The 17,951-nt window shown below is 61.9% G+C and carries 18 protein-coding genes and 2 pseudogenes; 13 read left to right on the top strand and 7 right to left on the bottom strand.

Going from position 1 to position 17,951, the window contains the following annotated elements; all coding sequences use genetic code 11:
- Positions 1 to 354: 354 nt before the first annotated feature.
- Positions 355 to 1,956, top strand: a complete 1,602-nt coding sequence (locus FVF58_RS45190) for a trypsin-like peptidase domain-containing protein (RefSeq protein ID WP_246217511.1) — start codon at positions 355 to 357, stop codon at positions 1,954 to 1,956.
- Between the two features lie 605 nt (positions 1,957 to 2,561).
- Entirely contained in the window at positions 2,562 to 3,227 is a 666-nt protein-coding gene (locus FVF58_RS45185; RefSeq protein WP_149676073.1) for a MarC family protein, read from the top strand.
- On the opposite strand, the gene FVF58_RS45180 is transcribed toward FVF58_RS45185, so the two are convergent.
- The 5 genes from FVF58_RS45180 to FVF58_RS45160 form a co-directional block, all read right to left on the bottom strand.
- Complete coding sequence (locus FVF58_RS45180; RefSeq protein ID WP_149676072.1) at positions 3,205 to 3,744, bottom strand: universal stress protein; 540 nt, start codon at positions 3,742 to 3,744, stop codon at positions 3,205 to 3,207. The two genes, FVF58_RS45185 and FVF58_RS45180, sit on opposite strands and share 23 nt — an antisense overlap.
- A 77-nt stretch (positions 3,745 to 3,821) precedes the next feature.
- The gene (locus FVF58_RS45175) at positions 3,822 to 4,019 is read right to left on the bottom strand and encodes a hypothetical protein (protein ID WP_149676071.1); all 198 of its coding nucleotides are present in this window, start codon (positions 4,017 to 4,019) and stop codon (positions 3,822 to 3,824) included.
- 36 nt (positions 4,020 to 4,055) lie between these two features.
- Positions 4,056 to 4,382, bottom strand: coding sequence for a hypothetical protein (locus FVF58_RS45170; protein ID WP_149676070.1), 327 nt, complete (start codon positions 4,380 to 4,382; stop codon positions 4,056 to 4,058).
- Positions 4,383 to 4,549: 167 nt separating this feature from the next.
- On the bottom strand, positions 4,550 to 5,002 hold the full coding sequence (locus FVF58_RS45165) for a tellurite resistance TerB family protein (protein WP_188131155.1): 453 nt from the start codon (positions 5,000 to 5,002) through the stop codon (positions 4,550 to 4,552).
- Positions 5,003 to 5,028: 26 nt separating this feature from the next.
- Positions 5,029 to 5,214 carry a DUF3563 family protein gene (locus FVF58_RS45160; RefSeq protein ID WP_149676069.1) on the bottom strand — a complete coding sequence of 62 codons (186 nt, stop codon included), beginning with the start codon at positions 5,212 to 5,214 and terminating at the stop codon, positions 5,029 to 5,031.
- Positions 5,215 to 5,526: 312 nt separating this feature from the next.
- On the opposite strand from FVF58_RS45160, the gene FVF58_RS45155 reads away from it, so the two are divergent.
- From FVF58_RS45155 to FVF58_RS45125, 7 genes are all read left to right on the top strand, one after another.
- On the top strand, positions 5,527 to 5,814 hold the full coding sequence (locus tag FVF58_RS45155) for a hypothetical protein (RefSeq protein ID WP_149676068.1): 288 nt from the start codon (positions 5,527 to 5,529) through the stop codon (positions 5,812 to 5,814).
- Positions 5,815 to 5,906: 92 nt separating this feature from the next.
- Entirely contained in the window at positions 5,907 to 6,176 is a 270-nt protein-coding gene (locus tag FVF58_RS45150; RefSeq protein WP_149676067.1) for a hypothetical protein, read from the top strand.
- 114 nt (positions 6,177 to 6,290) lie between these two features.
- On the top strand, positions 6,291 to 6,605 hold the full coding sequence (locus FVF58_RS45145; RefSeq protein WP_149676066.1) for a DUF4148 domain-containing protein: 315 nt from the start codon (positions 6,291 to 6,293) through the stop codon (positions 6,603 to 6,605).
- A 213-nt stretch (positions 6,606 to 6,818) separates the two neighbouring features.
- Complete coding sequence (locus tag FVF58_RS45140) at positions 6,819 to 8,132, top strand: ATP-binding protein (RefSeq protein WP_149676065.1); 1,314 nt, start codon at positions 6,819 to 6,821, stop codon at positions 8,130 to 8,132.
- Positions 8,133 to 8,462: 330 nt separating this feature from the next.
- Positions 8,463 to 9,137: a response regulator transcription factor gene (locus tag FVF58_RS45135; RefSeq protein WP_149676064.1), complete on the top strand. Its 675-nt coding sequence runs from the start codon at positions 8,463 to 8,465 to the stop codon at positions 9,135 to 9,137.
- Between the two features lie 368 nt (positions 9,138 to 9,505).
- Positions 9,506 to 9,757, top strand: a complete 252-nt coding sequence (locus tag FVF58_RS45130; protein ID WP_149676063.1) for a GlsB/YeaQ/YmgE family stress response membrane protein — start codon at positions 9,506 to 9,508, stop codon at positions 9,755 to 9,757.
- A gap of 713 nt (positions 9,758 to 10,470) precedes the next feature.
- Positions 10,471 to 10,827 carry a BON domain-containing protein gene (locus tag FVF58_RS45125; protein ID WP_149676062.1) on the top strand — a complete coding sequence of 119 codons (357 nt, stop codon included), beginning with the start codon at positions 10,471 to 10,473 and terminating at the stop codon, positions 10,825 to 10,827.
- 362 nt (positions 10,828 to 11,189) lie between these two features.
- On the opposite strand, the gene FVF58_RS45120 is transcribed toward FVF58_RS45125, so the two are convergent.
- Positions 11,190 to 11,828 carry a putative quinol monooxygenase gene (locus tag FVF58_RS45120; protein WP_149676061.1) on the bottom strand — a complete coding sequence of 213 codons (639 nt, stop codon included), beginning with the start codon at positions 11,826 to 11,828 and terminating at the stop codon, positions 11,190 to 11,192.
- A gap of 315 nt (positions 11,829 to 12,143) precedes the next feature.
- Positions 12,144 to 13,052 carry a LysR substrate-binding domain-containing protein gene (locus tag FVF58_RS45115; RefSeq protein WP_149676060.1) on the bottom strand — a complete coding sequence of 303 codons (909 nt, stop codon included), beginning with the start codon at positions 13,050 to 13,052 and terminating at the stop codon, positions 12,144 to 12,146.
- A 131-nt stretch (positions 13,053 to 13,183) separates the two neighbouring features.
- On the opposite strand from FVF58_RS45115, the gene FVF58_RS45110 reads away from it, so the two are divergent.
- The 4 genes and pseudogenes from FVF58_RS45110 to FVF58_RS45095 all read left to right on the top strand — a co-directional run.
- On the top strand, positions 13,184 to 14,623 hold the full coding sequence (locus tag FVF58_RS45110; protein ID WP_149676059.1) for an FAD-binding oxidoreductase: 1,440 nt from the start codon (positions 13,184 to 13,186) through the stop codon (positions 14,621 to 14,623).
- 264 nt (positions 14,624 to 14,887) lie between these two features.
- Positions 14,888 to 16,114, top strand: a complete 1,227-nt coding sequence (locus tag FVF58_RS45105) for an FAD-dependent oxidoreductase (protein ID WP_149676058.1) — start codon at positions 14,888 to 14,890, stop codon at positions 16,112 to 16,114.
- Positions 16,115 to 16,665: 551 nt separating this feature from the next.
- Positions 16,666 to 16,992: pseudogene (locus FVF58_RS45100) on the top strand (IS110 family transposase); the annotation flags it as partial.
- Positions 16,993 to 17,227: 235 nt separating this feature from the next.
- Positions 17,228 to 17,951 (top strand): annotated as a pseudogene (locus tag FVF58_RS45095) (IS110 family transposase); the annotation flags it as partial.

The following is a 17,951-nucleotide window of genomic DNA, read 5'->3' as shown; positions in this document are numbered from 1 at the left end:
TGCAATTTGCTCGTCCGTTCTCTATAAATAAATGAGGACGAACGCTGCGTTCTTCGCATCGTGCGAGGCCGGAAAAGGCGCGCGTGCGAGCAAACCGTTCACGTCCCGATTGTCCATTGCGGGCAAACATGCAGGCTGATCTCACGTCGACTTCGATCCATCGAAAAACGTATAGCGGATCGATCGCATCCATACGCGCTCGCGTATGGAGTGCTCAACGCTATCTCGCGCGTTGGCAGCGACGCTTGCTTTCCTTTTCGAGTTCATTGGTGTGCTGCGTAACAGTCGACGACTGTCATACACGAAATAGTTCCTTCACAGTGCCAGGCATCACGACCGCCATGGAGGTGCGCTGTGCTTTACTCAACCCGCTCGACCCACTCGGTCCTATCCCGCACCTGGTTCTACACCGCCGTGACAACGGCATGTCTGACCGGCTTGCCCTGCGCGTACACGACCGCGCTTGCCGCTTCTCATGCTGCGTCTCTCGCCGCCGCGTCCGCAACCGCGCCTGCCACGGCGCCAGCGAAAGACAAGCGCGTCGCTTCCGACAGCTCGAGCGTGCCGATCGACTTTCCCGCGGTCGTCGAGCGTTATGGGCCGGCTGTCGTGAACATTCGCGCGACGGTGCCGGAGAAAGCGCCAGCGGGCGCGGCGCCCGCGCCGGCTTCGGGGCCGGGCTCCGAAGCCATCGACGGTGACGACCCCATCTTCGCTTTCTTCAAGCAGGCGGTGCCGCAATCGCAAGACGGCCAGGGCAGTTCGCCGCGCGCGATGTCGGGCGTCGGCTCGGGTTTTATCGTGAGCCCGAACGGTCTCATTCTGACGACGGCGCACGTCGTCGATCAGTCGGATGACGTCACGGTGCGCCTGACCGACCGGCGCGAATTCAAGGCAAAAGTCGTGGCCGTCGATGCGCAAAGCGACGTCGCCGTGATCCAGATCGACGCGACCAAACTGCCGACCGTCAAGCTCGGCGATTCGGCACGCGTGCGCGTCGGCGAGCAAGTGCTGACGATTGGTTCGCCGGACAGTTATCAGAACACCGTCACGGCGGGCATCGTCAGCGCGATCTCGCGCACGCTTGCCGATGGCTCGACGTTTCCATTCTTTCAGACGGACGCATCGCTGAACCCTGATAACTCTGGCGGCCCTGTGTTCAACCGCGCGGGAGAGGTGGTCGGCATTGACGTGCAGGTGTATGCCGGTGGCGATCGCTTGCAGAGCCTGACGTTCGCAATCCCGATCAATATGGCAAAAAAGGTGCGCTCGCAATTGGAAAACCCGCGAGGCCAGCAAGACCAGCAAAGCCTGGTTGGGAACGCGCGCGGCAATCTCGGCATCCAGGCGCAGGACGTCGATCCGAATCTGGCGGGCGCATTCGGTCTGCCGCGCGCGGCAGGCGCGCTGGTGATTTCGGTCGATCCGGGCAGCCCCGCAGCGGCGAGCAAACTGAAATCCGGAGACGTGATCGTGCAACTCGCCGACAAGCCGATCGACCGCGCCGCCGATCTCGCCGAGCAGGACGCGGCGCTACAGTCCGGAACGAAAGTCCCGCTGAAGCTGATCCGCAATCACGTCCAGCTGACGGTGATGGTGAGCGTCGGCGCCTCCGCGCAAAACGCAAATGCGGGCGCGGGCGCTGCGACGGACTCAGGCGCGGGCTCAGGTGCGGGCGCACTTGGCGCGCTCGATCACCTCGGTCTGACGATGCATCCGCTGACCGACGACGAGCGGCGCACCACGGGCCTTGCTGAAGGCCTGATGGTCGATGACGTATCGGGGACGGCGGGCAAAGCCGGCATCAAGCCTGGCGATGTCGTGCTGTCGCTCAACGGTACGCTGGTCGCGTCGCAGGATGAACTGGCGTCGCTCGCGGCCAAGGCTGGCAAGAAGGCGGCTTTGCTGATCCAGCGCGATCACGCGCGCAGCTTCGTCACCGTCGACCTCAAGTAAAGCTGAAGCGTTGCATCCACGGCGGGCAATCGATGCATGATGCCCGCTTCGCGCGCGTGCGGTTTGGGTTAGGGCGATGCCCGCGTCGTTATCGATGTGACCGGGGCAGGTTGCGTTGCACCCGCTCCATGCGAACGCGGCCACACTTCGCACATATCGGCGCTGGTGAACGTGTCGGCATTTGCGGCGTAGTCGTCATCCGGGCCGCAAAAGAAAACGCCTGCGCTTATCACACAGGCGTTTCCGTGGCCCCGCTACCGCGCCCCAATGAACGATTTCTCGTCCGCTTCTGCATCAGGCGCCGGCTTCCGCGCGGCTCCCTTTCAGTATAGGACGCGCAGCGGGATATCCAAGTCGGCGAAACTAGCGCAGAACGCAAGTCCCGTTTCGCTACGCGAAGTAGGATGTCTGAATTTGACATTACTAAAGTCAATGAATTTTTGACGTGTCTGGGCCAGATTCAGATGTCCGGCACCGCCGGCGATGCGGGGAGGGCGCGATAACCCCCGTTATCTGACTAAACTTTCGGAAGCGAACCACCTTCCTCCACAGCCTGCGGCAGAACCCGGGTTGCTATTATTCGGTTTGGCTACCGGATCCCCACCATGCTTCATGAGTTGACCGCGACTGTACTGCTGATTGTCACCGCGCTGCTGCCGATCATCAACCCGCCGGCAGCCGCTTTTATCATCCTCAGCCTGGTGCCGTATGCGTCGCCAGCCGAGCGGGCGGAAATGGCCCGCCGCATCGCGATCAACAGCTTTGTGATTTTGCTGGTGTCGCTCTCGGTCGGCGCCTATCTGCTGTCGTTCCTCGGCATTTCCATTGCCGTGCTGCGTGTGGCCGGCGGCGTCGTCATTGCCGCGGCGGGCTGGAATCTGCTACAGGCGTCGGATGACGAGAGTGGCGAGGCCGCGAGACCAGAGGCACTGAGTGCCCGCGAGGACTCGCTGCGCCGCAAAGCGTTTTATCCATTGACCATGCCGGTAACGGTCGGCCCGGGTGCGATCTCCGTTGCGATTGCGCTCGGCACCGGTTCGCCGCGAGCCGGTCTGCAGCCGGTTCATTTCATCGGTGTCGGCGTGGCTCTGGCGCTGGTGTGCGTCAGCATCTATCTGTGCGTGCGTTTCTCCGCCCATATCGCGCGGCTGCTCGGCCCGTCGGGCACACAGATCGCCATGCGGCTCTTCGCTTTCGCGATCTTCTGCATCGGTGTGCAGATTTTCTGGCTGGGTCTGTCCGAACTCCTCAACTCGTTGCATTTGCATTGACCTTGCGCGCCGCTCGGGGTTGGGCTGATTGCCGTCGGGCGACGACAGCGTCCGTTGCATGCCGCGCCTTCGGCAGGCACGCTGGGGTCATCACCAGCACGCGCGTGCGACAACGCCGCACCACGTCCTTCTGCATGTTCTGGAGATAGAGGAGAAACCAGCCCGGGTCGTTGCTGCCGACAACCACGAGGTCCGCGCCCAGTTCGTCGGCGGCGTCGGCGATGACCTGCCCGACGGTTACATCTCCGAATGGCAACATCCGCATTTGCGCGTCGCCCGGACATTGCGCTTCGTCGAGGGCGCGCCTGCTCCGGTCGACCACCGTGCGCCCAAGCGCTTCGAACGTCCGGAGCGTGGCGCAGAAGGTGCGATCGGCCAGCCCGGGGAGATGGGCTGCCGGGTTGACCACGTGCAGCGCGGTGACGCGGGCGCCGGATTCCAAAGCGATCTCAATAGCGGATTTCAACGTCGTCAAGTCCGGGTTGAGACCCACGGCGACGAGAATATGTTTGTACATGCTGGTCTCCTTGATTTGCGTAATGAACGCGGCGCGTCAGGGTGCGGCGTTCAGGAAGCCGATTCAATCGGCCGATGCTAAGTGTGCTGGTGCGTTCGGGCGCGGCCGGCCCGCAGCCACCCCACGTTGGCCAGCCGGCTCGATCCCAAATGTCTGACGATATGTTTGTGCGCGACAGCAATCTGACCGATCAGCAACGCGAAGATCGAACCGGTGGCCGCTGCGCTGACTACCGCTAGTGATATGTCGAAAAGTAAATCAAGCACTTCAATCATGATGGGCATCCTCCGTGATCGGCTGAGTGCGTCGCTTCAATGCAACGCATCGTATCGGCCGAAACTTAGCGATGAATGAGCGTGACGGGCGTCGCGTGCGTCGGCATCGGACTGGAACGCATTGTCGTCACATGCGGCAGCCATGCCGAGCATGATGTAAGGCAGTAGTTCATCGCGGGAATCTGGCTGCTCACTGGCGGGCGCGCGTTGTTCCGGCGGCTCAACTGCGGGTGCTGCGGTCATTGCTGCTATAGCCCGCAGCGCCCGAGCGACGACGTCTGCATGGCTGCTGTCGCTAGGCTGTTTGAACATGGTGACCATCCTTATCGCTTTGGTTGGCGTGAATCGCTGATTCGCCTGCACTCATATTCGTTCAGCAAAGTGAGTTGAAAATGAGCAGCGGTCCCACGGCCGGGTTCTCCTTCTGTCTCCTGCACGAGCCCGCCGCGCGGTGTCCCTGCGGCAGCGGTCGTCTACGATAAAAATCCCAAACGACTGCTGACTCGAAAGCGACGCGGCTGGCCCTTCAGTCATTTCACTCGATGCGAGCCCGCGAGTCTGATCACCTCGCGTGGATACGCTGCCCAATCCGCGTGCTCCGGCAACTCCCACGCAGCGCGCAGCAAACAAAGAAATCTGGCTTCTCCGCTGGAGATATGCCGGTCCGCATGAATGGCTTCCTTGCATAGGCAGAGGACGTCACGCCGCAGTTGCCAGTCCTGCACGTCGGCCGCGAGTTGCGCGACGATGACGGGATCGAGCTTGCACGCATCGCCCCAATTCAGGTAGGCGGCGCAAGTCAGGTCTTCGCACAACGTCTGCACAACGGCGAGAAACTGACGCGGGCGCAACGACAATCGCTGTTCGATGCCTTGGCGCTCGAGCGCTTCGATCTCATCCGCTCCTACGTGTCCGTCCGCCAGTAAGCAGGCCGCGACGATGCGTGCCGCGGCTTCGGGGCTGTCGCATTGATAGTGACGCATGTCGATTCTCCTTGTCCGTTGATCGCTCACAGTTCGTTGTCGCGCGGCATGGCGCTCGAATGCAGACTGAACGCATAGCCTGCGCTGTCGAGATGGCGCATGCGGCGTTCGAGATCAACGAGATCGGACGATGACGCCAGATACGCTTCCCGTTCGTCGTAGTGGGAAGGCAAGAACAACGACCCCAGTTTTTCGGAAAATGCGGCAAACATGATGTGCTCCTTGAGTGGCGCGGCGCATGTCGGGCCGGCGGTCCGCATCGTCGCTTCAGTCCGATGCGTGCCAGACGCGCTTGCGCTTCTGACCGGCGGTTCGAACTCGAACCCGTGCATCGACGAGCGAATCGTAGGCGCCGTGAATTAGGCGGAAATGAGGTGCGTGCGCTCACTGCGCAGATCAATCACGTTGTGATCCATCGCCTGTTTCATACGACAACAGCCGCTCATTTTTTCCTCATTCTCCGCGACCAGGATGCACGTCAACCGATGCAGCAATTCGTTGCGCCGGAGGTCAAGGAGAAAAACATGAAAGGGATTCGCCAGGCGGGAGTCGCCGCCGTATTGAGCGTCGGCCTCGTGAGTGTTGCCGAGGCGCATGTGTTCGTCGGTGTCGGCATCGGGGCGCCGGTGCCGGTGGTGCCGGTGGTGGCCGCGGTGCCCTTCGCGCCCGTGCCGGTCTATGCACCGCCGCCCGCCCCCGTGTATTACGCTCCGCCGCCTCCCGTCTATGCGCCGCCCGTGATCGTTGGTTATTACGGTCATCCGCACGGGTGGTACAGGCACTACGGATATGGATACGGCTACTGGCGCTAATGCAGGCGCCTGGGTCAAACGCTGACTCAATCGCCATGGGCAGGCGGGATGCCCGAACACGGGACGTTCATCACCTCAATGGAGCATGCATCATGAAGCAAAGACAGTTGACGATGGTTGCTGCCACCGCCGTCGCGCTTTCCCTGATCTCGGGCTGCGCGGTCGCCGACGACGGTTATTTCATGAGCCGCCATCCGAATATCGAAGCCGCCGACTTCAACGCGCAGCAGGCCATCGAACGGATGCGCGCGGCGCAACGTGCGAACGACTACGACATGGGAGGCCACGCCGGACGCGCGATCCAATTGATGCAGGAAGCGCGCTACGAAATGCAGGCCGCTGCCGCGGCGGCGACCCCCTGACGCACATCCGAACGGCTGCTCATTCTTCGCTAATTCTTCTTCTTTACAGTGCAGTCGATGGCAGAGGACGCCCGACTTACCGGGTGACCGAAAACACATCTGGAGGGAAACATCATGAATTCGCTGGTCCAAACCGCTGCTCTTGTCGTTGCTCTTGCGTTGCCGATCGCTTCGTTCGCCCAGTCGAACGAGCCGGCGACGCACGCGCAAGTGCAGGCTCAACTCGCGCAACTCGCACAGGCCGGCTACGACACCGCCGGCGACTCTACGCATGACCCCGCGGGCATTCAGGTCGCCGAAGCAGGCGTCGACCGGCAACGCGACGCATCAGCCGGTTATGGTGGTGGTGCCGATGGCGCGTCGCAAAGCGGCGCCGGGATGCATCCGCTGTACGACGTCGGCTTGAAGTCGATCTATATCAAGCACTGAGCGAAGTGAAAGCCGTTCTCTATCACTCGTTGCAAGCGGTGGGCGCGCAGCAAAGGCTGCGCGTCGTTGCCGTCGATTCGACGCCAGAAAGCGCCAGGTCGGGGGTGTAGAATCGTTTCACAACAAAAGCCTGTCTCACCCGTCTCTCGCGATGCACTGAGTGTCCCGGCGTCCACGAATCACCGGCTGGACGAAACACTTTTCCGCGTCTCTATGATCAAGTCTCTAAGAAACCAGCTTGTCTTTGCGCTTTGCGTGCTGGTCAGCATCGTCGGCGTGGTGCAGGGCGTCAGTTCGTATCAGCTCTCGAAAGCAGGCATGAGTGCGCTGCTCGACCTTCGGCTCGAACAGGTCGCCGGCCGCATGCGCGGCGGCTTCGCGGATTCGCTGCCGGCCATTCCCGCGCGCGGCTCGCAACCGGAAGGCGACATTGTCATCACGATCTGGAAGGACGATCAGGTCACCCCTTACCGGTCGACCGAACCGACCCTGGCGCTGCCGCGCGAGGCGCCGGCGGGTTTCGCGACGAGAGCCGTTAGCGGCGAAGAGTGGCGCATCTACACGCTACGTGAGCCGTCGATGGCGATTCAGGTCGCGCAACGCTCGGCGGTGCGGCACGAGCTTGCGGAAGAACGTGCAGTCAAGACGCTGTGGCCGATGATCGTCCTCGTGCCGCTGGTATGGATTGCCGTGCTGCTCGTCGTGCGCCGCTCGTTGCGCAAACTAAATCGTTTGGGCGCGCAAGTGCAGGGGATCGACGTCAGCCACTTTCAGCAATTGTCGACGTCGGGCGTGCCGATCGAAATACGTCCTTTCATCGACTCGATCAACCTGATGATCGAGCGGCTCGCACAATCGATCGAGTCGGAACGAAAGTTTATCTCCGACGCCGCGCACGAACTGCGCACGCCGCTCACCGCGCTTCAATTGCAGGCGGACAATCTGCAGCCGCATATCGCGCCCGGCAACCAGGAGCGTTTTCGCGAATTGCGCAGCGGCATCACACGCAGCGGCGGTCTGATCGCGCAACTGCTCAGGCTCGCGCGTGCCGACGCGGTTCTGCAAACCGATACGCTGGAGCGCGTCGACGTGCCCGCTGTGGTCGTCAATGCAGTGGCCGAAGTATTGCCGATCGCGATGAAGCGGGGCATCGACATCGGCGCCGACGAAATGGCTAGCGCGTTTGTCCGCGCGGTCGAAGCCGATGTCGGCATTGCGGTGCGCAATCTGGTCAGCAATGCGATCCGCTACACGCCGGACGACGGCAAGGTCGATCTGAGCGTACAGATACGCGACGGCATGGTATGGATCGACGTGACCGACACAGGGCCCGGAATTGCGGAAGAACTGCTGCCACGGGTGTTCGACCGCTTCTTTCGTGCGAATACGCAAATCGAGGGCAGCGGCCTCGGACTGTCGATCGTCAAGGCGATCGCGAGTAAATACGGCGGCGTGGCGAGTTTGCGCAATCGTCATGACGGCCGGTCGGGGATCGTCGCGTCGATCGGATTTCCGTCCGGATCTTAGGTCGCGTCGACTTACTCGTTCGTTTCCGGTGCGCCGCGTTTAACCTGAGGTCGCTGAAGCAGATCCCTCAGGTACAGGCACGTCGATCGGTGCAAGTCGGAACCCTTTGGCCAATCGCATGAGCGGTCGGCCTTTTTTTCGTCTGGCTTGCTGGCAGGATGGCGTGCACCGCGTGCGCGGTGGCCGCCACGGGCGCGCGTCAGTTATGATGCGATCTGACCCGTGCCCGCGTGGCGGCTGCACTGGCGGGCTCCGGCCAGGAATCGTAGCCCGTACTTCGTTCCTGGCGCCGCGGCCAACGACACTATGCGTTGCTGTGGAAACGACATCATGCGAGTTCTACTGGTTGAAGACGACCTGCAGATCGGACAAAGCCTGCTGCGTGCGTTGCAGGACGCTGACTACAGCGTCGATTGGGTGCGCGACGGCAACGCCGGCAGCGCGGCGATCGCGGCCGCTGAATACACGGTCGTGCTGCTGGACCTCGGCTTGCCGGGCATGAGCGGAATCGACTTGCTGAAAGCGTCGCGAGCGGCCGGCAACAAGGTGCCGGTGCTGATCCTGACGGCGCGCGACGACCTGGAGGCGCGCGTGCAAGGCCTCGACGTCGGCGCCGATGACTACGTCCTCAAACCCTTCGACGTTCCCGAACTGCTTGCCCGCATTCGCGCGGTCTTGCGCCGCAAGGCGGGCTATGCGGTGTCACGCCTTGGCGACGATTCCTTCAACCTCGATCTCGACAAGCGCACGCTATGCTGCAATGGCGTGACGTCGGTACTGTCGGCGCGCGAATTCGCGTTGATGCTGGCGTTTCTCGAGCGCCCCGGCACGATCCTGTCGCGCGATCAGCTGGAAGATCGCTTATACGGCTGGGGTAAGGAGGTGGAGAGCAATGCGGTCGACGTGCTGATTCATTCGGTGCGCAAGAAGTTCGGACAGTCAGTTATCCGCAATGTGCGCGGCCTCGGCTGGACTGTCATGCTGAGCGATTCCGCCAAGGCTTGAGGTCGTTCCCTCATGCTTTTTCCTCTCATGTCGGCGATGCGCGGGATCGGACGACGGTTAGGGCGAGTCGTTCCGCTAGCGCCACACGGCTCGCGATGACATGCCGCACGGCCTTGCGCGCTAAAGCGCCGCTATGCCGTCGTGGCTACCCGGCAAGCGTCGAGGTTGATTCGACGCCTTTAGCCGGCGCCTCGAATCGGACCATTCCTATCGGACAGGCGTTTTGCAGCAGTGGATTCGATGTGCGAACCGACGAGCACATGGCGGACGACTGCCGCATCTAGCGCGTATGCTTCGAAAAGCATCGCAGTGAAACCGTAGCTCGTAGTAAAAGAAAACCGTAGCACTCACGGTCTTGGGAGGTCGGCATGCTTTCCTTCATTGGTACGGTGATTGTAGGGCTCGTCGTCGGGTTGATTGCGCGGGCGGTGAAACCCGGAGACGACAGGATGGGCCTCATTATGACCATCATCCTCGGCATTGCCGGCTCGCTGATTGCGGGCTATGTCGGGCGTGCGCTGGGCTGGTATCAACCAGGCCAGGCGGCGGGCTGGGTCGCGTCGGTAATTGGCGCGATCGTCCTGCTGGTCATTTACGGATTGGTGCGCCGGCGGAGTTAATCTGCGCGCGGTGACGCGCCTACTGTGGCGATAGAAGAGTGGCGCGCTCGCATGAAAGTGGATCCAGTGCGTTAATCGGCTCAAAGATGTTCGCCACCTGATTGAAGTTCGCCGGCGTTCCCTCCTGGGACCGAAACGCGACATTCGCGCGACCTTCTCCGCTGTACGGGACGTGGCGCGTATTGCCGATCGCTACCTTGCGAGAAGCGGTCGAAGCATGCCGTTTGCTTAGGGCAGTACCGGGCCAAACTGAGACACCCGCTTTCGTTCAGCGAAGCGCTCGTTTCGAGCCGGCAAGGGACATCGGGTAAGCCTTATGGTGCGTGTGTTTGTTTGCAGTTCTGCAAAGCGAGCGCAAATGGATGGTTCAGATCTGCGAAGACTCGTCTAGATCAGTCATCGTTTGCTCGCATGCTCCAGGCCGCCGACGCAGGCCCGTTTGACGGGTCAACGACCGTATCTGGACCAGGTGCTGGCTAGTGCACTAATCTGCTGGACCATTGTATGTTGGCCTCATTCCTTCGTCTTCCTATGGGACCAAGGTCCCATGGTTTCGCGAGGAAAATTGGAACAGACTGCTATTTCAACAATCGCGCGGTTTCGCCTGTGCTGACTTGCGAGCCGCCGCCCTTGAGCGTGGCCAACGGCCGTGTCATGGCGGACCCACGATCCCTCGCGGGATTTGTCGTGGCTCTTGACAACTGGAGCGAGCAATGAAAGTCAACAATATCCTGAAGTTTGCTAGCGGCGCATTGATCGTGATCGCATCGGTCAATGCGTGGCCCCAGACCAGCGAATCAGCCGATACGTCGACAGCGCCGGCGGCCGAGGGAAGTGCTAAAGCCGCCCGACAGGCGAATCGCGCACTAAGCAAAAAAGTGCTTCGCGCCCTCTCGAAGGGCGGCGTCAGCACTTCCAGAATCAATGTCATTGCAAAAGGCGGCGCAGTGACCCTCGCGGGATCCGTCACTGACGCCAGTAATATCGACAAGGCGGCCGAAATTGCAAAGACTGTGCCCGGCGTGACGTCCGTGAAAAATGCGCTGACATTTAAAGAAGTGGGACAGTAACACTCTGCGGGGCAGTCGGCCGGGGAGCCTCGACCGGATGCCTCTTGTGGGGGCAGGCTGAACGCTACCGGCGCAATTCCACCTATCCCGCTCACATGCGATGCGCTACAGCGCATATCTTCGTGCGCATCGGACGCAACTTCGGGCAGCAACGGCCTGCGGAACAGTCATCCCGCTTGCGCGGCCCGACGGGCGCATGAGGGTCGAACACGGACGGTCTTGCCTGAAAACTTCGGGGGCGGGTACCGCCACACGACTCACCATCAGGCTGTTTGTGCAGTGATTGACGATACGACACGCCGGCAGATTCCTGCCGGTGGGGAAGGTTCCCTGTCAGCCTCATTCGCCGTCTGCTTAAACGTTCACCGCAGTCCCGCAGACCGGTCGACCCATTTTGCGTCGACCACATCGAGCATTCCGACATCCGGCACGCTGCCCAGCAATGACAGCGAATGCTTGGCGAGTTCCCGGGGAACATGACCCGTCAAGTGCGCAAACCGAGCGCCGTTGTCGGGGAAGACGTCAAAGATGCCGAAGTGACCCTCGTCGAGGCGGATGGCAAACCAGGCAACGGTCTTGGGTTCCTGCTCCACGAGTGCCTGCGCGTCGCGAAGGAACTGCGCAACTTGTGACTCATGGCCAGCCTTTGCCTTGAACGTGAGGAGCAGCGCCTTCGTGACGGGCTCGCCCGATGATGTGGCAGGAAGCTTGCTGGCCAGGACATCGAACTCCTGAATCAGCGGCGCTCCGGTAAACACGCTGCCGCCGGCATCCAACAGTGCTTGTGTAACGGGCCCCGCCAGATGCGCCTCGCGGCCGGCAACGTCTGGGAACACGTCGAAGATACCGTACTCCGATCGCCCGAATCTGATCGCGAACCACGCGGTCGTTGCGGCTTCCGCCCGCCCCATCGCGAGAGCCGAGCGCAGGACGTCTTCCGCCATGGCGTCGTCGGTGCCGGATTTGACTTCCAACCTGACGAGCAGACCTTTAGTGTCCATGAGACACCTCCATTCGTGATCGAGCGACCGTGAACGCGTCGAGCGTGCAATCTTTCGACGCTAACAAGCCAGCAGCGCCCGCAGCCAGTGCCCCCCTCCAGAGGACACCTTCGGTCCTGCGATCGTTGCCGGCGGCATCGGGCGAGACATCTCGCCCGGCGATCATGCGCGTGTGCAATACACCTCAACTGACACGATAGTGGATTTCGGCTCGCCGTTCCAGGCGGGTCCGCCGGAACCGGCTTGCCCTTATGACTCTGGCATGCCGAGTGAGCAGATCCGATCCGGAGCGCAGAGGCCGGTGTAGCAGATGCTTCAGTTTGCCAATCTCATCCAGGCTGAGAAGGCATCGATCGCCGCCTGCCGGGGGTGGTGAACCATTGATACGAGGTAAAAGCCATAGCCTTGCAGAGACAGGGAATGCGCCTTGACCAGCGCTCCAGACCTCAGTTCGCGACTAACTACGACATCACTGCAGATGGCGATCCCTTGTCCTGCGACAACGGCATCGATCGCGTGCAATTCTTCCCGGAAGCTTAAATCGCACTTCTTATCGGTTTCCATCAAACCTGGGTCGATCGTGCCTGCGGTCGCAAGCCATTTTCGCCAGGTCGGTGCCTCCGGATCGTGGTTCATCCAGTCGAAATGGATCAACGGAAACTGCAGCAGGTCGGCAACACACTTGATCGGGCCGTCCTTCGTTGCAAGCAGCGCCGGACTACAGATCGGAAAGAACGCATCACGATAAATCTCCTGCGCTGCAAAGCCAGCAGGCATCACGCGGGCATAGCGGATCGCGAAGTCGGCATCGCCCGCGCGCAGATCGAGGACAGCGTCGGTCCCGATGATCTCCAATGGAATATCCGGGTGCATCTCCCGCCATTTCGGCAGACGCGGAACCAGCCATCGGCTTGCGAAAGCATTGGGACTCGTCACGCGAAGAGGGGGTGGATCACGCGGCGCAGCGAGCGACGCCACTGCATGTGTCAGCGTGTCAAAGCCGTTTCGCAACTGGGGGAACAATCGCTCGCCCGCAGTCGTCAGCGCAAGAGGTCGTGGATGCCGCTGGAACAGTCTTTGACCGCACAGGTCTTCCAACAGCCGGATTTGATGGCTGATCGCCGTTGGCGTCACCCCGAGTTCCGCCGCCGCACCCTTAAAGCTCCGGTGTCGCGCCGCAGCTTCGAATGCCTGAAGGGACCGCAACGGAAGCAGCTTCCTCATGACATGCCTGGATGAATTAATGTCATCCGGTAACTGAGATCTTTGATTTTGCCACAGGCAGTACCCTATGAGAGGATCCTCGGCGGGTAGACGGGCAACTGCCCCCGTACCGGACACGAGGAGGCGTTTCGATGGACGTGCGTCAGACTAACCAGAGTTCCGGTGTCAGCCTCGATCCGCCGGAATGGGATATCACACGACTTCGCCAGAAATTACGCGGCGAAGCTGTCATTCGGGGCACCCCTCGTTACGACGACGCTCGCAAGGTATGGAACGGCATGGTCGACAGGCGGCCGGCGATGATCGTCTATTGCGCCGATGCCAACGACGTTATCGAGACGGTTCGCTTCGCGCGGTCAGGCAACCATCTCGTGGCGGTTCGCAGCGGAGGCCACAATGTCGCGGGTATGTCAGTTTGCGACGGCGGCGTCGTGATCGACCTGTCGCGTATGAGGCGGATCGAGGTCGATCCGTTGCGCCGTGTTGCACGCGCCGAAGCCGGTCTTCGCCTCGGCGAGTTCGACGCTGCGACGCAAGCCCATGGTCTGGCGACCACGATGGGTGTCAACAGCGATACCGGCATTGCCGGATTGACGCTCGGAGGAGGGTTTGGCAAGCTCGGCCGAAAATGCGGGCTGACCTGCGACAATCTGACTGGCGCCGACGTCGTCACCGCTGACGGGCTCCCGCTGAGGGCAACGCGCTTCGAAAATCCGGATCTGTTCTGGGGCCTGCGCGGCGGAGGCGGCAACTTCGGCATCGTCACGGCGTTCGAATATCAGCTTCATCCGGTCGGGCCGCAACTGCTGGCGGGGTCGGTGCTGCATCGCTACGATCAGGCGCGTGATGCAATGCGGTTCTATTCCGCATTTTCCAGCCAAGCGCCAGACGAACTCAGTCTCGACGCCGCACTCGTCACTGCGCCGTCTGGTGAGCGGTTCTTCAGTATTTCGGCATGCTACACCGGGTCCGTGGAAGCGGGCACTCGGGTCATCAGGCCAATCAGGGAATATGGCACGCCGGTCGAGAACCGGTTTGCCGCGATCCCGTATCTGCAAATTCAATCAGGTGGCGACAGCATTTTTCCGCGCGGCCGCCGTTACTACTGGAAGGCGCAATTTCTTCGTGAACTCACCGACACGGCGATCGACACGATGCTGAGGGTCTACGCGACCGCGCCTACCATTGCATCGATGCTCGTGTTGCAGCAGGTCGGCGGCGCGATCGCCCGCATACAGAAAACGGAGACGCCGTATGTGAACCGGGATGCGCTCTACGACTGCTTTCCAGTTGCAATCTGGGACAATGCGGCGGACGACGACGCGGCTATCCGATGGGCGAACGAGGTGTGGGACGCAATCAAACCGTACTCGACCGGCGGCGTCTACGCGAACAACCTCGGCGAGGAGGGCGGGGAGCGGCTACGCTCCGCCTACGGCGAAAATTATTCGCGCCTCGTGGAAGTAAAGAACAAATATGATCCAACCAATTTCTTCCGTCTGAATCAAAACATCCGACCGGGGCCATCTGCAGCCTGGCGTGCGAGCCCTTCGCAGCCTCAATGCGGATGACGATATTGCGTATTCACCGTGAGCACTTCCTGCCTGCCCAGACCTCGCCGGCATGCTCCAGCACGCCGGGCCACAGACATTTGTGCTCCGCCGGCGGTTTTCTTTGCCCTCACACCGATGTACGTAGATACATACGTAGCGGGGCGGGTATTTGGTTCCTGCCCGGATCGAGCGCACACACTCGCAAAGTCCTATCCGAGAGTCGTCTATCGGATAGTCGAACACGTGACAGCATGACCCGAATTTCCCGGAGGATCGTCAGCAATGGCACACGGCAACTGGGACGTCGTCATCGTGGGTGGCGGTCTGGGTGGCGCGGCGCTGGGTCGCTCGTTGGCGATGCAGGGAGTCCGCACGCTGGTCGTAGAGCGCGAGGCAGCATTCAAGGACCGCGTACGCGGGGAGGGGATGCATCCGTGGGGCGTCGCGGAGGCACGTACGCTGGGCATCGATGGCCTGTTGCGCGACAGTGGTGCCCATGAGGTGCGCTGGTGGAAGCGTTACTTTGGACCTGTGCCGCGCGACTGCCGCGACCTGGTCGAAACAACACCGGCGCACTGCGGCTGCCTTAACTTCTATCATCCTGCGATGCAACGCGCGCTGCTCGACGCAGCCGAAGCGGCCGGCGCGATCGTGCGCCGGGATACGGCAGTCGTCGGCGTCGAGCCTGGGGATGCACCGGCCGTGCGGTTGCGCACAGTCCAAGGCGAGGAGCGTGTGTCGGCCCGCCTGGTGGTCGGCGCAGACGGTCGCCGGTCGATGGTGCGCGGTGCGGCGGGCTTCATCGTGAGCCAGGACCCGCCACGGCTAGTCATTGCGGGCGTACTGCACGAAGGGCTCGGTGCGCCGGAAGATGCGGTCCACTATTTCCAGAATCCGTCGTGCGGTCAGGGCGCTCTAATTTTTCCGATCGGCCAGCAACGGTTCCGGTCCTATTTCGTGTATGGGGTCGCACAGCGGCACCCCGTTAGCGGTAGCAGGCATATCGCCGAATTCGTCGATGGGTGCGTCGCAACCGGCGTGCCCCGCGATTGGTACGCTGGCGCCAGCATGGCTGGCCCGCTCGCGGCCTATCCGGGCGCCGATTGTTGGGTTGGTCATCCATATCGTGACGGGGTGGCGTTGATCGGCGATGCAGCCGCCGCCAGCGACCCGTCGTGGGGATGCGGATTGTCGCTGACACTGCGGGATGTCCGGGTGCTACGCGACTGCCTGCTCGGCACCGACGACTGGCAGGCCGCCGCACACTGGTACGCGCAACAGCACGACCGTTATTACGGGGCACTGCACCGCGTCGAAGACTGGCTCACCAGGTTGCTGTACGAGACCGGCCACATGGCCGACATGCGCCGCGCACGCGTATTGCCGCAACTCGCCAACGAGCCGGATCGCGCGCCGGATCTGTCGGGGCTCGGGCCAGATACACCAAGCGACGAAGCAGCACGTCGCCGCTTCTTTGCTGAGGACGTTGATTTAGCCACACGCCAATGAAAGGCGACGAGTCAGAAAGCCGCTTTTCTGTCATGGACTTTGGGATGGCTATGCAACGCGGTCGATCAATGGTGGCTTTGTTGGACGCGAAGGCTTGACCCCAAAGACCTCTACTACTTCTCAGGGGCGTCGAGAAAAAGACATTTCGACCACTCCTCCAGCCGCTGACCCGCCATCCCATGCAAGGGATGGGTGGCCGGTACACCGCAGAAACGGCCGTTGCGTCAACGCAATCGCGTAAGGCTACTCAGGGTCGATAGCGCCAGTTCGCGACCGTGCGACAGCGGTCATTGCCGAATGGCTCCAATTTGAAAGGCATGAATGGCCGGTCTGGGCGCGAGCTCCCGTCGGCCGACGTGTCCACGCGAAAGGCCGATGTGGCCTGGTGACTGCCATCGAAGTGTCGCTGGGGCGAGTGACGGTTGCGAGTTGCAAGCTCAACTGAAAGCGGAAGGCAGTATGACTTTGAGTGAGGCAGGGCTGGCCCGCCGTGGGGAAACTGAACGCGGGTTAGCATTGCTGCCAGAGCCGCACGGGCGTGGACTGAGCCGCGCCGGCAAGGCAGCATTACCAAAACCGGCAACAGCTACGCCCGAAGACTGCTCGTCGAAGCGGCCTGGAGTTACCGCCATCCTGCCCGCGTCAGTCCCGAAATCCAGGCCCGTCTCGAAGGTCTGCCCAAGGCCATCATCGACCGCGCCTGGGACGCCCAGGTACGGCTGTGCCGACGATTCCGCCGGCTGACCGCGCGAGGCAAGCCCATCAACATCACGGTCGTGGCTATTGCCCGCGAACTGGCCGCGTTCATCTGGGATATCAGTCGACTGGCCATGTCGCTTGCAATACCTCGCAGCAAACTGCCCGCGGCCTGTGTGTGATTGTCCAAACAACGGAAGGAGTTTCCTGAAGGCGGCGCAGCCCGGCATCCGAGCAACCCGCGATGGTATTACGCAACGGGCATCACCAACTTGCGGCGGAAGTTAGCGGCAGGCTCATGAGGCGGACCTCTGTAATGCGGTATCCAACCCGCGGATATCAGATCCTATGAAGCGAGGGCCTCGACGTGCTGACGCCTAAAATCAGCTTGCCGAGGTTTGCTCACAGGAGAACATCATGCGTACCGATCAGGCATACACGGGTCATGGTGACGTACTCGTGCTGGCAGTGTCGCTGGAACTGGCGGCGGCCAAATGGAAAGTCGCGCTTCACGACGGCCGGCGCGAGAAGCCGGCCGTGCACACCCTCGCACAACCACAGGCCGCGGCGCGCCTGCAGGCGGTCCTGGACCTGATCGAGGCGCACAAGGAGAAGTGGTCGCTGCCGGCCGGCATACGCACGGTCGTGAACTACGAGGCCGGGCAGGACGCATTCTGGATCTGTCGCGCGCTGCAGGTGCACGGCATCGAGTGCTACGTCATCGATCCGGCCAGCACCCCGGTTGAACGTCACAGGCGGCGCGCGAAGACCGACCGGCTCGATGTAATCAAGCTGGTGATCAATCTGCGCGCATGGCTGCGCGGCGAGCGCGACCGCATGCACGTCGTGCACGTGCCGTCACCGCAGGATGAGGCATCGCGCCAGCTGATGCGCGAGCGCGGCCAACTGCAGAAGGAAGTGCTGCAGCACCGCGACCGGATGCGTAAGCTCCTGGTCACGCTCGGTTGCTGGGATGCGGTCGATCACCGTACCTTCGCCAAGCGGCTCGAACGCGAGGAAGTGCGCTGCCATGACGGAGCGCCGTTACCGCACGAGCTGCGTGAGCGGTTAATGCGCGAGTGCGAACGGCTCGCACTCGTCGAACAACAACTTGCGGCGCTGGAGAAGATGCGACAGGCAA

Source organism: Paraburkholderia panacisoli (assembly GCF_008369935.1).
Taxonomy (GTDB): domain Bacteria; phylum Pseudomonadota; class Gammaproteobacteria; order Burkholderiales; family Burkholderiaceae; genus Paraburkholderia; species Paraburkholderia panacisoli.
This window is presented reverse-complemented; position numbering and strand designations above follow the sequence as displayed.